We start from the raw sequence: 15,224 nt of genomic DNA on the forward strand, positions 1-15,224 counted from the left end.
TGGATGCTGACTACGAGCACTTATCCAACTCATATCAATACGCTTGAGTAGCTCGTAGATACCGTTAACGGTGTAGTGAGCGTTGTAGTGTTCTTTAGCCAATTGCTGAATGTCTTTGCCTGTTAGACGACCGCCAGCTCGCTTTTCTTGTTCAGAGACTATCATGGCTTTAAAAGCGGCTGTGTCTGCTTCTGCCAATTTGCTGTGACGACCTCGACGATGACGATCGTAGAGACTCTCAAGTCCTCGTTCATAATAACGCTTCAATGTCCGTCTGGCAGTTTCAGGATGTATGCAGAGGTCTTTGGCAATATCGTTAGTGGCTTTGCCTATACTATATTGGTATAAGATGAGCAGGCGTAGTCGGGCTCTGGGATTGCGCTCAGTCTTTGAGTGTTTGCCAAAGTCATGGTCTTCTAGGTTATGTATTGGTATAGTCATAAGTGGATTATACTATATATCTTGGGTTTGGTATAAGTTACAAAAGCAGCTATCAGACCGATAGCTGCTTTTTTTATTGGCCATTATTTGTAGTAGAAGAGATTTGAATAGAAATAGCGTTAGCGGGTCGGCGCGCGTTGGATAAATTTTCCACAATAAGCGTTTTAGAAGACACCCTTTTAGAAGAAACAGTTTTAACAGGTATCGGACTTTCGACGAACTGAAAAGATTGGCAACCTGTTACAGGAATTGTCGCTGCCAACGTAAATATAAAGAAGAGTGATTTCATAAGGACATCTCGAGCGTTATTGGCAACATGGCAATGGTTGGCGATATTAAACAGCATTTATCATAAATAAAATGCTGCATCAGTTAAAAGGGTTTTTGCGAGTAGGGTAACGCTTATTTGGAATGTAAGGTGGATGACAAACGGTCGCTATGTATCCATTATGTACGCTTAAAACCTGTAATAACAAGTACAGAAGTCCTTTTTTACTATATATAGCGATTTATCTCCACGCTTTAATAATGGATTTCATAAATTTTCTAGGTTTAGTAATTGTTTTTTAAAGGATTAATTATCTTGCCCAAATTCATAATATGAAAATATATAGTGATTAAATATAAATTAAATCTCTTAAGAGGTTTTTTAACTTTTGTAAAAGTGTGCGGTGAATGAGTTACTATTTAAGTAATAGTGGCGAAATAGTTTTACATTAGTGGGGTGAGCAGACATTGTTTAGAAACTATCTCTATTAAGTTGTTTTATCACGCCACTTTATTAAGCATTTTACTGGACGATTTGCTAAATCATGTAATGGATTATCCGTTGAGTACTGACGCCATTGTCAATAATTTTACTCAATATCAAATGTCTTATCCTGACCAATCGTTCTAATAATAATTACAACACCCTAGGTGCCAGCTATATGAGGATATTATGAAGCCACTTTCTGTGATGTTATCGATGCTTGTCATTGGTATTACCTCCAGCGCCGCGATGGCTGAAGGTGCTAACCTTCCTAATGCCAATTTACCCGATGCTAGCTTACCTGATGTAGGCCCCGCCAATAGTGAGCTTGTCAACCGCGGTGCCTATATTGCCCGTGCCGCTGACTGTATGGCTTGTCATGGCGAAAATTATACGGGCGGCACAGCGATTGAAACCCCTATGGGGAAAATTTATTCAACCAATATTACCCCTTCTAAACGTTACGGTATCGGCAATTATACCGAAGCAGATTTAAAGAACGCTTTACAAAAAGGCCGAGCGCCAGACCATATGCTGTATCCTGCCATGCCTTATCCTTCTTATAGCGGCATGAAAGAAGAGGATATCAGCGCCTTGTTTGCTTATCTACAAACCGTACCGGCTGTCGATGAAGCGCCTAAGCAAGAAACCAAACTACCCTTTCCCTTTAATTTCCGTAGCTTAATGATCGGTTGGAACTTGCTCAATATACCCTCTACTGAAAAGCGCGACGGTCTAAATGAGACCCAAAAACGTGGCGAGTATTTGGTCAACAATCTCGAGCATTGCGGCACTTGTCATACGCCGCGTAACAGCACCATGGGCTTTGATAAAAAAATGTATTTATCAGGCGCACCACTTGGTAATTGGCATTCGCCAAACATCACCCCTGACGAGTCGAGCGGTATCGGCAGTTGGAGCGAGCAGGATATTATCACGTATCTACGCACCGGTGAACTTGACCAGCGCGCTTATGCAGGTGGACCGATGGGTGAAGCGGTCGCGCACAGTACGCGTTATCTTAAAAATGAAGATTTGAGCGCGATTGCCTCTTATCTAAAAGCCATCCCTGCTATCCAAACAGAAGACAAGGTCAATAGCGTCAATGTGGCGCGCTTGCCAACGCCTGTGAACGAATCAATCACGCATGACTTACTGGCGCAAAAAGACTACTTGGCGCAAGCAAAGTCAGAAGTAAGTAACGGTAGTAACTCACCAGAAGCGTTATATTTAGCCGTTTGTGGTAGCTGTCATGGGGTTGATGGTTATGGCCAACCTGACGCGCGTTATGCGCCTATCGTTGGACTGAGCAGTCTGCGCCGCGAAAAGCCTGACGCTCTCGTTAATATGATTTTGCATGGGGTAGAGAGTGCAACCAATACTTCGCCTATCATGCCAGGGTTTTCAGAAGAGCTCAGCAGTGAGCAGATTGCGGGTATCACTAACTACGTCCGTACCAGCTTTGGCGGTCATGCAAACAGTGAGGTCAGTGCCGCTGATATTGAGCGCATCGCGTCTACAGGTGTCGAAAAGCCTTTTTTAATTAAGTACGCAGGCTTACTGGCGATTGTCGGCATCATTGTGGCGATATTGATTATTATCTTTATCGTGCGCGCCATTTTACGTTCTAGACGCCGCCGTTAATCATAGTTTATCAGTTGCAACGGGTTTAGAATTTATTACCAGACAAGGATTAACGGCAAAACGGTAGGGCATGACAGCTTGGCAAATAAGCGCAGAGTTAAGCCAAGCTGATCAAATTACAAAGACTTATAAATGATATAAGCGTTTATTACTAGAAATAGAACAAGTGCCTACGGTTATGTACGAACGTCTACTTTAAGGATATTATTATGAAAGACATGCTTCAATCACCAACGCGGCGCCAACTGCTCTCGATGATTGGTAAAACAGCGGGCGCGACCGCCATGTATCAGGCGATGACGACGTTAGGATTTGCCTCAGAATCAAGCTTTAAAGAAACGATGGACTTAAAAGGGGCGCCTCCCGGTGCTAGCATCATCGTTTTAGGTGCCGGTCTTGGCGGACTGACCGCGGCGTATGAGCTGCGTAAAGCTGGCTATGACGTCAAAGTGCTGGAGTTTCAAAATCGTGGCGGCGGTCGTAGTTGGACGCTGAATAGTGGCGATAGGTATACCGAGCTTGGCGGCGAAGAAGTTACTTGTGATTTTGAAGAGGGCAACTATTTTAATGGTGGGCCGTGGCGTCTACCAAGTCATCACTATGCCGTTTTCCATTATTGCAAACAGTTTGGCGTTGAGATGCAGCCCTTTATTCAAACCAATGACCGTGCTTATCTGCACCGTAGTACTCATTTCAATGGTGTGCCGCAGCGCTTAGGTGATGTAAAAAACGACATCCAAGGACACGTAGCAGAATTATTGTCAAAAGCGGTGAATGTTGGCGGTTTGGATCGTTCTGTGAATAAGGAAGACAAAGAAAAGCTACTTGAAGGCTTAAAAGGTTGGGGCGTGCTCGATAAAGACTACCGCTACCGCGCCAGCAATGCGACCAGTAAGCATCGTGGTTATAGTGTCTTGCCAGGTGGTGGCTTGATGCCTGATGAAACTCCATCAAAGCCTTTACCGGTCAGCGAAATATTAGATTCGGGCATGTGGGCCGATATTTATGGTAATCATATGACCTATGCGCATCAGCCAACGATGTTTCAACCGGTTGGCGGTATGGGTAAAATCGGTGATGCCTTCACCCGTGAATGCCGCGATATGATTGAGTTTAATGCCAAAGTGACTAAGATTCATCAAGATGAAAGCGGCGTTACGGTCAATTATGTCGACAGCAACAGTCCAGATGGCGCGACTAAGACCATCCGTGCCGATTGGTGTGTCTGTAATATTCCACTAACTGTACTGACCCAGCTTGATATTAATGTTTCAAAGCCGATGAAACAAGCGATGGCAGCGGTACCTTATGAGACTTCTTATAAAGTAGGTTTAGAGTTTAATCGCCGCTTTTGGGAAGAAGACGAGTGGATCTATGGCGGCTTGACCTATACCGATATGCCGATAGCCCAAATTGCTTATCCTTCAGAAAATATGTTTAAAGACGGTACTGGGGTATTATTAGGGGCCTATGGTTATGGACCGACCTCATATAAATTTAATACGTTAACCCCGCAAGAGCGAATTAATGTCGCACTTGCCTACGGTAAATATATTCACCCGCAGTATCCAAAAGAGTTCCGCGCTGGTACGTCAGTGGTCTGGCACCGCATTCCTTGGACACTGGGTTGTTATGGTATTTGGAATGAGTCTACCCGCCGTCAGCATTATGACACCTTATGCAGTATCGATAACCGTATTGTACTGACGGGCGAGCATTGCTCACACATTCCAGCATGGCAAGAAGGCGCTATTTTATCTGGCATGGATGCCGCCAAGCGCCTACATAAAAAAGCAAAAATGCTGGGTTAATATGAATAACTATAAAAATTCAGAGGCTATCATGGACAATGCAATCGTAAAGAAGGCAATCGTGAAGAAAAAAGTCATGAGAGAAATGACCCCTAAACTGCTGACTGTGATGTTGCTGGGTGCGATGAGTAGTGCAGCACTTTTAGGCTGTAGTCAACAATCAGACGATGTACAAACGGTGGCAACTCTACATGAGCAAGACCCCATCGTAACGGACGATTATCAAGCAAGCCGTAATACCGGTAGCTGGGGCGGCGTTTACATGAGTCGTGAGGAGCTTACTGCACCAGCCGTCAATGTCGTTGATCACAGCTCGCTTCCTACTATGGATAATGATCCAAGTATTGCTGAATGGGAAACCAAGTTTGAAGGGACAAATGCCTTTGTGACAACAGATGGCAAAAAACTCTACCATGACTCTTGCGCAGCTTGTCATATGCACAAAGGCGAGGGTGCTTATGGTGCCGGCTATTATCCACCACTTGCCAATAACAGCAAAATGCAGTCAAAGTATTACATCATTGATATCTTAATTAATGGCTTTCGCGGTATGCCATCGTTCCATCACATGATGAACGATGAACAGATGGCCGCGGTCACGCAGTACGTGGTCACTGATTTAAATGGTTATACGGATACGGTCACCGCCGCAGATGTTGAACAATTGAGACACGCGGTGCCGCCGGCTAGTGATCCAAGTGATGAATAGGGATGAGTTATGTCACTTAGGATGTTAGCTCATAACTTTTAAAAGTGGATGGCTGATATAAGAATCAAGTTATCATTCTTGGTAAAATAAAAAAGCGCCCGATATGTTTATCGAGCGCTTTTTTATTTGTGATCATTTAGTATAGCATAACCCTATTTTACGCAATAAAGATGGCTAAATTATCTAAGTTATCTAGGGCTAGATGACCAAACTGGGGAGCGGATAGTACCTTGACCAGATTTACCGAACGCTTCGCCGCCGTTTAAGGACTTAATAGTCAGTACGCCTTTACCGCCCTGCTTTGAAGCAAAAACCACGCGCTTACCGTTCGGTGAAAAACTTGGTGCTTCATCGATACCTGTCGCGCCTAAGTTCGCAGTGATGGCGCCGCTACTGTTCATGATGGCAGCTGAACGACCACTTAAAAAGGCGATTTGCGAGCCATCGCTACTAAACTGCGGGCTGGTTGCATAGCCACTATTCGATACTTGCGTGGTACGGCCTGAACCAAACTCATAACGATAAATGCGTGGTTTGTTAAACCCTGCACGGTCACTAACAAAGACAAAAGATTTGCCATCAGGGGCATAACTTGGTTGTACTTCACTGCTTGGCCAATTGGTCAGACGTCGTGGTTGACCGCCACTAGCGCTCATCTCATAAATATCGGCGCTACCCTCAAAGCTACTAGAAAACAATATCTTGCTACCATCGGGCGAAAATGACGGACTAAGGTTGCTACCTGGGAATGGCGTCAATGGCGTAGCCCCGCCGCCGCTTACGCTTTGAATATAGATAACAGGGTGAGACTTATCGCGCTGGACTGAATAAGCAATGCGATTGCCATCAGGGGACCAAGTCGGCGAGAAGATAGAGCCTGCCACTTCTGTGATGGTTTTGGCGTTTTCGCCGTCCGCATCCATGACCTTTAAGCGCGAGATTTTCTCTTTGCCGGTGCCGATTTCTTCGATATAAGCAATACGCCCTGAGAAGTCGCCGGGAATGCCGGTGATCAGCTCATATACTTTGTCCGCAATCACGTGGGCGGCGTAACGCATACTTTCCTTATTATTATCAGCGGTTAACGTTTGCTTGCCTTCGATCACGCGTCCGGTTTTAACCTCAATGACTTCATAATCGGTGACCACTTTACCGCGATTGCTGCGCGTGCTACCGATGACAAGATAAGGGATGCCCATGCTTTGCCAAACGGGTAGGGTACCGGCTAACTCGCTACTGCTATGCGGCTGCTGCGGTAGGTTTTGACTGGTTACTTTTAGCTCAGTTTTGCTCAAATCATTTAAGATAATCGGTGATAAGGTAGAATCGCCAGCAAAGGAGACAAAAGCCACTTGGCTTTGTTGTACCGGAATCTCATAATCCAATTCTAAAACGACAGGCGCCGCCAAGACGCTAGGAGCAAGCAATAAGCTTGAGGTAGTGGCAAGTAAAGAAAGGCATAGTTTTTTATGAATGCGCATAACCAAGTCAAACTCCTAGATGGGGATAATTGTTTTTATAAATGCTAAATCAATGATAACGTTAAAATAATATCGCCGCGGGTGCAAGTTGCTTAAAGTAACGTTAGCAATAATATCGTGTGTGGGCAACTGCTTAATTGCGGCCCTTAAACTGTATGGTAAAAGTGGGGTATTTGGGGTCATCAGCATCAATCGGTAAGCTGCCGGTATTGAGCACCGCTTGTTTGGCGGCTTCATTGACCGCGCTATCAGGGCCTGACGCTGAGACATTCACGACAGCGCCACTGGAATTGACTGTGATGGTCAAGGTGGCACGCTGCGTTGAGCCTTTTGCCGCTGTCGGCGGATTATAGTTGCGTTTGATTAAATTGATGATTTCACTATTACTGGCGCCGCGACTACCGCTTGATGCCGAGCGACTGCTACCCTTTGCAGTACTGGAAGTGGTGGTGTCACCAGATAGTGTTGATTGACCATCATCTCCTAAACTAAGGGTCTGTCCTGCGCTACCTGAGCCGCCCGTATTGATTTCTATATTTCTATCATTGGCGGTAGGACGTTTAATCTTAGGAGGGTTATTTTGTTTATTACGAAAATCTCGCAGCCTTTTTTGCTCTTCTATCAGCTGCGCTCTTCTTTCTTGTTCAACCTGATCATGCTCATCTAGTACAGATTCATCCAACTGCGCTGCCCACTCAGCCATATTGCGCTCATATTCTTGATTTTGCTCAAGTAGGCGCTGGTGTTGCTCTTCGCTCATCAGCATTGGGCGAGGGTTCACCGCCTCGTCAGAACGAGTAAAAACAGGCACGCGCTGCGAAGTCGGCTCGCTTGGATTGTCGTAGCTGACGCTGTCATCAAAGCTGGTCTCTGGCATGCTGGTTGATGAGCCACTTGCACCACTATCGGCTGGCATCGCGCTCGCCGCTGCGGCACGATTGGCCAGTATCTCTCCTTGCATCTCAGCCAATTGCTCAGGAGATATCATCACGGTTTCGATGCTACCTGCGGTCTCGACTTCCATGTTTTGATACGTATAAGCTAGTATGCCAATCACAAGACCGTGTGCCAACAAGCTTAAAAGTGTCGGTAAAGTCAGCCCGTTACCTTCAGGTTCGGTCGGTACATAAACGGTGGGCGCATTACGCATAGTTGGGATACTCAAATACGATATTTATCAAATGAACGACTTTATTATAACCACTTGAGCCAATCAAGGTTAATCTAAGAGCAGGGTAGATAGATTATAAAGAAGGCGCGGGTAACGGTGCACCCGTCAATAGTCCTACCTTTTGGATGCCTGCTTGTTGCAAGGTTGCCATCAGTGTCATGATAGCGCCGTACTGATTGTTTTTATCAGCGTTAATCATCACTTGTAAAGGCTGAGCGCCGACGTCCGTATTTTGATTTTGCAAGTTGGTTAAGGTATCAATCAGTTCCGGCTCACTAATCGGCAGGTCGATATTGTTCTCATAACTGATAAAAATCTCGCCGCTATCGGTCAAGGAAACAATCACAGGCAGCTGACTTTGACTGATGGTATTGGTTTGCTCTTTTGGCAAATCAACATCGACGCCCGTTATCAGCATTGGCGCGGTGACCATAAATATCACCAGCAGCACGAGCATAACGTCGATATAAGGAACGACGTTCATCTCCGCATTTAGCGCTTTTTTCTCACGGCGATAAGGGCTTTGTTTCATAGACCAGTTACCTGAGTACTTTGGCTATTTTGAATGCTTTGATTGGTTTGGCTTACTTGCGTACCTGCTTGCGGAATCTCAATACTGGTCTCGCGTTGTAGCATGCCTGTCATCTCGTCACAAAACAAGGCGCGAGAGTCGTATAAGCGGCTCGCTTTGGCGGTAAAATGGTTATACGCCAATACCGCAGGGATCGCGGCGAATAAACCCATAGCCGTAGCAATCAAGGCTTCGGCAATACCCGGTGCGACAGTCGCTAAGGTCGCTTGCTCGCTTTGCGATAGCCCCAAAAAGGCATTCATAATACCCCAAACGGTACCGAATAAACCGACATAAGGCGCCACCGAACCAATACTTGCCAGCGTCGTTAGCCCCGACTCTAATAATTGCTGCTGACGACCCAATCCAACCCGCAGCTTACGCTCAACGCCGTCGATAATGTCATCTTTAGGCTGACGTTTTTTATGCATTCTTAGGTATTCAGAGAACCCAACATAAAAAATTTGCTCAAGCCCTTGGCGCTCAGGTGAGCCTTGGACGCCTTGATACAGCTTTGCCAAATCTTCCCCTGACCAAAACCAGGTTTCAAACTGCTGGTCAAAATTTCTGGCGGTACCAAGACGCGCACTCATACGAAAAATAATCACCCAGCTGAGCAATGACGCCAATAATAACAATGCCATCACAATCTGTACCAATAAACTGGCTTGGGTGATTAGGTCGATAATATTTAAGGATTCAGGCATGTAAGCGGCTCATGGATAATGAATAATAGTTAATCTAATAAGGGATTTTATATCAACCCGTTAGTGTACTGCTAAATCACGCAAATATCATTAATAATATGTTAATAGCAGTGCATAAATCGCTCTCAATAAATATATGAAAAAAATAATGACAGCACGAGTATTTTATAATATTGTCCATATGGTCAACTAATTTGCACTCTTATACTAAGAAGATGCGCCATTCATTGAAATTTTGAGCGAATTTCACTAGAATGTTATGGTTTGTTGCTGTCATTTTTCATGATGGTTCGTATTTACCAAATTATGTGTGGCTAACGGATTAAAAACATCGTCTCTAACCTTAGTGTATCAGCGTCATTTACAGTCGCAATCTGGAAGCGTCATTTATCGTCGCAATTTGGGTGTATTTTATATGTTTGTTTTAAACGCAGTATCGAGCGTCGCAATTTGGAAGCGACACTTATCAATACAGTTAAATAATGATAATTTACTTACTGCAATTTGGAAGCGACTCTTATGAACGCAATCGAACGCTATTTTGGTATCAATGGTCAAAACACCACGATCAAAACCGAGATTTTAGCCGGTGTAACCACGTTTTTGACGATGGCTTACATTATTTTTGTTAACCCTAACGTCCTTGCTGACGCTGGTATGGATAAAGGTGCGGTGTTTGTCGCTACCTGTCTTGCCGCCGCAGTTGGGTGTTTTATTATGGGGATTTATGCTCGCCTGCCAGTCGCGCTAGCCCCCGGTATGGGACTCAACGCCTTTTTTACGTACGGCGTGGTTTTAGGAATGGGCTACGCGTGGCAAACGGCACTTGGCGCCGTATTTTTGTCCGGTTGTATATTTATATTATTAAGCCTTTTTAAAATTCGTGAATTGATTATCAACTCTATTCCGGACAGTATTAAACAAGGCGTAGTTGCTGGTATCGGTGCATTTTTGGCCTTTATCTCCTTACAAACCGCAGGCGTCATCGTCAATAATGATGCGACGTTAGTGGGACTGGGCGATATGACCGCGTTCTCACCTGCGATGGCGGCATTGGGCTTTATTGTTATCGTTGGCTTGTCGCATAAAAAAATACCCGGCGCGGTAACGATAGGGATTTTATTGGTAGCGCTTATCAGCTTAATTACTGGTAACACACAATTCACTGGCATTATATCGGCACCGCCACCGATAGCGCCAACGCTGATGCAGCTTGATATTGCTGGCGCATTTGACGTAGCGATGATTAGTGTTATTTTTGCCTTTTTATTCGTCGATTTATTCGATACCGCCGGTACCTTGATTGCAACGACCAGTCAAGCAGGCTTAATTGGTAAGGATGGCAAAATACCTAATATGGGCAAAGCGCTACTGGCAGATTCGAGCGCCACGGTTGCGGGTACGCTACTAGGTACCTCATCGACCACCAGCTTTGTTGAGAGTGTGTCAGGTATTGCAGCCGGAGGACGTACTGGATTAGTCGCTGTGACGGTCGGGGTGCTATTCTTATTAAGTATGTTTTTTGCTCCACTTGCTGGTATGATTCCAGGCTATGCAACAGCAGGCGCTATTTTTTATGTCGCTGTACTGATGATGGGTACTCTAAAAGATGTTGATTGGTTAGATCTAACAGAGGCGGCGCCCGTTGTCGTTGTGTTGTTGTTTACACCATTAACCTACTCAATCGCTGATGGTATCGCGCTTGGATTTATTACCTTTGCTGCTATTAAAGTCGTCGCCGGTAAGTTCTCTGACGTGAGCATTCCCGTTTGGATATTAACGGCCGTGTTACTTGCGAAGATTGTGTTTATCTAAGATTGCAATTTAAATTACAATCATTTTCAGTCATTTTTAGTCATTTGATAAATGCTCAGCTTTACGCATAAAAAACCCTTCTTATTTTAAATGAGAAGGGTTTTTTATGCGTAAAGAAAAATACTATAAACGGCTATCTTCGGCACGAAATAAAATGATTACGTTATTAATTCGCTCATACTCTGTATGGGTTTAAGTTAAATGGATGAGATAAATAAAGACAAGTCATTGATTCAAAAACGATTAATTAGCCATAGTAAATATAAATTTATAACTAAAGCGTCATTTCTAATAAGTGGTTAATAACCATTTGTTTTTAAACAGTATTTTGTTTGGTTAAAATAGGTAAATTCGTTAGTTGGAAATTTTTTTTCATGCTACCATGTCGAGGTTAAGCGCATCACCTCAATCAACGCCGTAGAGGTTTTTCTTACAGTGAATTAGTATTCTATAAGATGACAGATAAGTGTTTATTAGAACGTAAGATTGTATAAACTTAGGCTTCTATAAAACGTGCTTGCCTCTGAGCATCACCTCCTTTCACTACTAACAAGAAGAAGGCACTAATGCCGCTTAGCTGTTTGTTGTTGCCTTTATATTGTTAACGTAGCCCGTTTAACACTAAAACGACCTACTTGACCGTTTCCAGCCTATGCTGGATTTTCTCGTTTTATAATGGCGCTGTTTGGTCTTTTGTATATTGCTAATTGGCTTATTTCTATAGTTATTATTTATCCCCTATTCGATATCAAAGATGTTTGTTATCAAGAATAGTAGGGATGAAATTTTAAGAATGTTTAACAATAGTTGCCGCTATATCTTTAGCAATCAAAGCTCCCACCGCACCATTTATTATGGTTTTTAAACGATAGTTATGGAGTTGTTATGAACCCAGTAGACCAATTTACCCCGCAAGAGCCGATTTTATTTAATCCGCTCGATATATTAAAGCCAGCTTATCTCAGTCAATCGTCGAACGAGCTGTTCTCCCGTATTTCACCTTTATATAGTGTGGACGAGGAGCACTGGTTGACGGACTTGTTGCCGCTCGCTAAGCCAACGGATGCCGAGCGTGAAGGGGCTGCTACGCAAACTCGTCAATTGGTCGAACATGTACGTAATGATGGCAAAGCCGTAAAAATGGTTGATTCATTATTGCTTGAATATAGCCTTGATACCCAAGAAGGTATCTTGCTCATGAGTTTGGCAGAAGCCTTGATTCGGGTGCCAGACAATTACACCGCTGATGCGCTTATCCACGATAAAATGAGCGTCGCTGACTGGAAAAAACACATCAAAAATGACAATGGTTTTATGGTCAATGCCTCGACGTGGGGCATGATGATGACTGGCCGCGTTGTCAGTATTGATCGTGATACTACCGCTGCTGGGTTTTTGGACCGTATGACCAAAAAAATGGGCGAGCCGGTCATTCGTAGTGCCATGCAAAAAGCCATGCGCATTATGGGGCATCAGTTTGTGCTTGGCGAAACCATTGAGGGCGCCAACAAAAACAGCCAGCCTTATCGTAATAAAGGCTATACCTATTCGTTTGATATGTTAGGTGAGGCGGCGATTACCCATAAAGATGCGGAAAAATACTTTAACGATTACCTGCATGCGATTAAAGCGACGGCCAGCATCAAGGTAAAAGAAGGTATGCCAAAGCCGTCAGTGTCTATTAAGCTATCAGCATTGCACCCGCGTTATGAAGCGACGCAAGAAGCGCAAGTGATGGGGCTACTGCGTCAGCGTTGCTTGTTATTGATTGAAGCGGCTCGTGAGGTCAATGTCGATATCAGTATCGATGCCGAAGAAGCAGACCGGCTTGAGATTTCTTTAAAGCTGTTTGAATCTCTTTACCGTGATAATTTAACCGCCGGTTGGGATGGCTTAGGGTTGGTGGTACAAGGTTACTCTAAACGTGCGATTGCCGTTCTTACGTGGCTTGCGCGTTTGGCAACTGAAGTCGGTGACCGTATTCCGGTGCGTTTGGTAAAAGGCGCATACTGGGATACTGAAATCAAACTGGCGCAGCAAAAGGGACTGTCCGGCTATCCGGTCTGGACCCGTAAAGAAGGCACGGACACCGCTTATCTTGCCTGTGCGCGCTTCTTATTATCAGAGCATTTGCGCGGTTTGATTTGGCCCCAGTTTGCTACCCATAATGCGCACACGCTTGCTTCAGTGATGACCATGAGCGCGCACCGAGAGTTTGAGTTCCAGCGTCTTCATGGCATGGGCGATGCACTTTATGACCATATTCTGCAAGCTTATAAAATCCCTGTTCGTATCTATGCACCCGTTGGCGCTCATAAAGACTTGCTACCGTACTTGGTACGCCGTTTACTAGAAAACGGTGCCAATAGCTCGTTTGTGCATCAGTTATTAGATAAGTCTTATCCGATTGATAAGCTAACGGTACACCCGTACGATAAGTTATTGAGCAATGCTACTTTGCATAATCCTGATATTCCGTTGCCATTAGATATCTATGGCGCGCGCCGAGCCAGCTTTGGCCCTAATATCTTTGTAGAGTCGCAGTGGCTACTATTTAAAGCCGCTATTGATAGCCATTTGCATAAAACCTGGTCGGCAACTTCTATCATTAACGGCAACGCAGTTGATGCACATAAAGTCGATGGCAATTCTGAAAAACTTGAGTCGCAAACCGTACGCGCGCCTTGGAACCATGAAGTCATCGCCGGTGAAGTCGCCTACGCCAATGCTGATATTGCGCAGCAAGCCATTGATGCTGCCATTGCAGGTCAAAGCGTATGGCGAGCCGTACCTGCTGCCAAGCGCGCGGCTATTTTGCGTAAAGTGGCGGACTTGTATGAAGAAAATTATGCCGAATTGATGGCGCTTTGCCAAATCGAAGCGGGTAAAACCATGCAAGACGGCATTGATGAAATCAAAGAAGCGGTTGATTTTTGCCGTTTTTATGCCGATGAAGCAGAACGTCTCGACGCCAAGGTTTATGAGTTTACCGACTTAGCAGGCAAGCAATCACGTCAAGTGTATAAGCCGCGGGGCACCTTTGTTTGTATCAGCCCGTGGAATTTTCCTTTGGCAATTTATACTGGTCAAATCATGGCGGCGCTTGCCGCAGGTAATACTGTAGTCGCCAAGCCTGCCGAGCAAACCAGCTTAATCGCGCATTTTGCTGTGCAGCTGATGTATCAAGCTGGCGTGCCGGTAGACGCTTTGCAGTTTGTTGTTGGCGCTGGCGAAGTTGGCGGCACGTTGACCGCTGCCGATAATATTGCAGGCGTTATTTTCACCGGTTCAACCCAAACGGCGCAGCATATCAATCAGAGCCTGCATCAGCAAATCAGTGGTGAGTTGCCAGTATTGATAGCCGAAACCGGCGGTCAGAATGCCATGGTTGTCGATTCAACCGCATTGCCCGAGCAAGTGGTTAAAGATGCGGTATTATCTGCCTTTGGTTCGGCAGGTCAACGCTGTTCTGCGTGTCGTATTTTATGTGTGCAAGAAGAAGTAGCGGACAATTTAATCGAGCTGTTACAAGGAACGATGGCAGAATTGGTCGTCGGCAATCCATTGTATGCCGCAACCGACGTCGGTCCAGTAATTGATGCTGATGCCAAGCAAAGTCTGGACGCGCATATCGAACGTATGGCGGCTGAACCAACGGCGACGATCTTGGCGCAGACGCCGATGAGCGCAAGCTCAGTGGTTAGCGAAGAGCGCTCTACCTTTGTTTTGCCAACCGCGATTGAGGTGAAAAGTATCGATGTGATTGGCGGTGAGCACTTTGGTCCGATATTGCATGTGCTACGTTATCAAGCGCGCGACTTGAATAAGCTTATTGATGCGATTAATAGCACAGGTTTTGGTTTGACCTTGGGTATCCACAGCCGTATTGAAAATATCGCCGAGCATATCGAGCGCCGTGCCTTTGTCGGCAACACTTACATTAACCGCAACCAAATCGGTGCCGTCGTTAACGTGCAGCCGTTTGGTGGTTGTGGTCTGTCTGGTACGGGTCCAAAAGCTGGCGGGCCGCATTACGTTGCGCGTCTGATGCAGCTGTGTACTGAGTCGAACACGGCGGTAGAAAATAATAGCACTGAAACCCAAACCCAAATCGCATAAGGAG

The 15,224-nt window shown here is 45.1% G+C and carries 10 protein-coding genes; 5 read left to right on the plus strand and 5 right to left on the minus strand.

Annotation, left to right across the window (positions count from 1 at the left end):
• A partial coding sequence (locus JFC07_RS08380; RefSeq protein WP_198328844.1) for a helix-turn-helix domain-containing protein occupies window positions 1-441 on the minus strand: 441 nt, incomplete at its 3' end.
• 940 nt (window positions 442-1,381) lie between these two features.
• Between JFC07_RS08380 and JFC07_RS08385 the strand changes: the two genes are divergently transcribed.
• The 3 genes from JFC07_RS08385 (at window position 1,382) to JFC07_RS08395 (ending at window position 5,356) form a co-directional block, all read left to right on the plus strand.
• Window positions 1,382-2,836, plus strand: a complete 1,455-nt coding sequence (locus JFC07_RS08385) for a cytochrome c (RefSeq protein ID WP_198328845.1) — start codon at window positions 1,382-1,384, stop codon at window positions 2,834-2,836.
• Between the two features lie 209 nt (window positions 2,837-3,045).
• On the plus strand, window positions 3,046-4,647 hold the full coding sequence (locus JFC07_RS08390) for a flavin monoamine oxidase family protein (RefSeq protein ID WP_102076755.1): 1,602 nt from the start codon (window positions 3,046-3,048) through the stop codon (window positions 4,645-4,647).
• Between the two features lie 76 nt (window positions 4,648-4,723).
• Window positions 4,724-5,356 (plus strand): c-type cytochrome, encoded by a 633-nt coding sequence (locus JFC07_RS08395; RefSeq protein WP_102076762.1) that lies wholly within the window; start codon window positions 4,724-4,726, stop codon window positions 5,354-5,356.
• Between the two features lie 188 nt (window positions 5,357-5,544).
• Here the strand turns inward: JFC07_RS08395 and JFC07_RS08400 are convergent, their stop codons facing one another.
• The 4 genes from JFC07_RS08400 to tolQ all read right to left on the minus strand — a co-directional run bounded on the left by JFC07_RS08400 (window position 5,545) and on the right by tolQ (window position 9,286).
• A complete protein-coding gene (locus tag JFC07_RS08400; RefSeq protein ID WP_102076756.1) occupies window positions 5,545-6,837 on the minus strand; it encodes a beta-propeller domain-containing protein in 1,293 nt (430 codons plus the stop codon).
• A gap of 133 nt (window positions 6,838-6,970) precedes the next feature.
• Window positions 6,971-7,987 carry a cell envelope integrity protein TolA gene (locus JFC07_RS08405; RefSeq protein WP_198328846.1) on the minus strand — a complete coding sequence of 339 codons (1,017 nt, stop codon included), beginning with the start codon at window positions 7,985-7,987 and terminating at the stop codon, window positions 6,971-6,973.
• 94 nt (window positions 7,988-8,081) lie between these two features.
• Window positions 8,082-8,540, minus strand: a complete 459-nt coding sequence (gene tolR / locus JFC07_RS08410; protein WP_198328847.1) for a protein TolR — start codon at window positions 8,538-8,540, stop codon at window positions 8,082-8,084.
• On the minus strand, window positions 8,537-9,286 hold the full coding sequence (gene tolQ, locus JFC07_RS08415; protein WP_198328848.1) for a protein TolQ: 750 nt from the start codon (window positions 9,284-9,286) through the stop codon (window positions 8,537-8,539). The genes tolR and tolQ overlap by 4 nt, the downstream gene beginning before the upstream one ends.
• A gap of 519 nt (window positions 9,287-9,805) precedes the next feature.
• On the opposite strand from tolQ, the gene JFC07_RS08420 reads away from it, so the two are divergent.
• On the plus strand, window positions 9,806-11,101 hold the full coding sequence (locus JFC07_RS08420; protein WP_191690933.1) for an NCS2 family permease: 1,296 nt from the start codon (window positions 9,806-9,808) through the stop codon (window positions 11,099-11,101).
• An 885-nt stretch (window positions 11,102-11,986) separates the two neighbouring features.
• Entirely contained in the window at window positions 11,987-15,220 is a 3,234-nt protein-coding gene (gene putA, locus JFC07_RS08425; RefSeq protein ID WP_198328849.1) for a bifunctional proline dehydrogenase/L-glutamate gamma-semialdehyde dehydrogenase PutA, read from the plus strand.
• The last annotated feature ends 4 nt before the right edge of the window (window positions 15,221-15,224 follow it).

It is taken from the genome of Psychrobacter faecalis (genome assembly GCF_016107575.1).
GTDB lineage: Bacteria > Pseudomonadota > Gammaproteobacteria > Pseudomonadales > Moraxellaceae > Psychrobacter > Psychrobacter faecalis.

Bases quoted from the DNA above. Each gene is read 5' to 3' on its own strand.
- putA (WP_198328849.1), top strand. From the start codon at position 11,987: ATGAACCCAGTAGACCAATTTACCCCGCAAGAGCCGATTTTATTTAAT.
- tolQ (WP_198328848.1), bottom strand. From the start codon at position 9,286: ATGCCTGAATCCTTAAATATTATCGACCTAATCACCCAAGCCAGTTTA.
- JFC07_RS08420 (WP_191690933.1), top strand. From the start codon at position 9,806: ATGAACGCAATCGAACGCTATTTTGGTATCAATGGTCAAAACACCACG.
- JFC07_RS08385 (WP_198328845.1), top strand. From the start codon at position 1,382: ATGAAGCCACTTTCTGTGATGTTATCGATGCTTGTCATTGGTATTACC.
- tolR (WP_198328847.1), bottom strand. From the start codon at position 8,540: ATGAAACAAAGCCCTTATCGCCGTGAGAAAAAAGCGCTAAATGCGGAG.
- JFC07_RS08390 (WP_102076755.1), top strand. From the start codon at position 3,046: ATGAAAGACATGCTTCAATCACCAACGCGGCGCCAACTGCTCTCGATG.
- JFC07_RS08400 (WP_102076756.1), bottom strand. From the start codon at position 6,837: ATGCGCATTCATAAAAAACTATGCCTTTCTTTACTTGCCACTACCTCA.
- JFC07_RS08395 (WP_102076762.1), top strand. From the start codon at position 4,724: ATGAGAGAAATGACCCCTAAACTGCTGACTGTGATGTTGCTGGGTGCG.
- JFC07_RS08405 (WP_198328846.1), bottom strand. From the start codon at position 7,987: ATGCGTAATGCGCCCACCGTTTATGTACCGACCGAACCTGAAGGTAAC.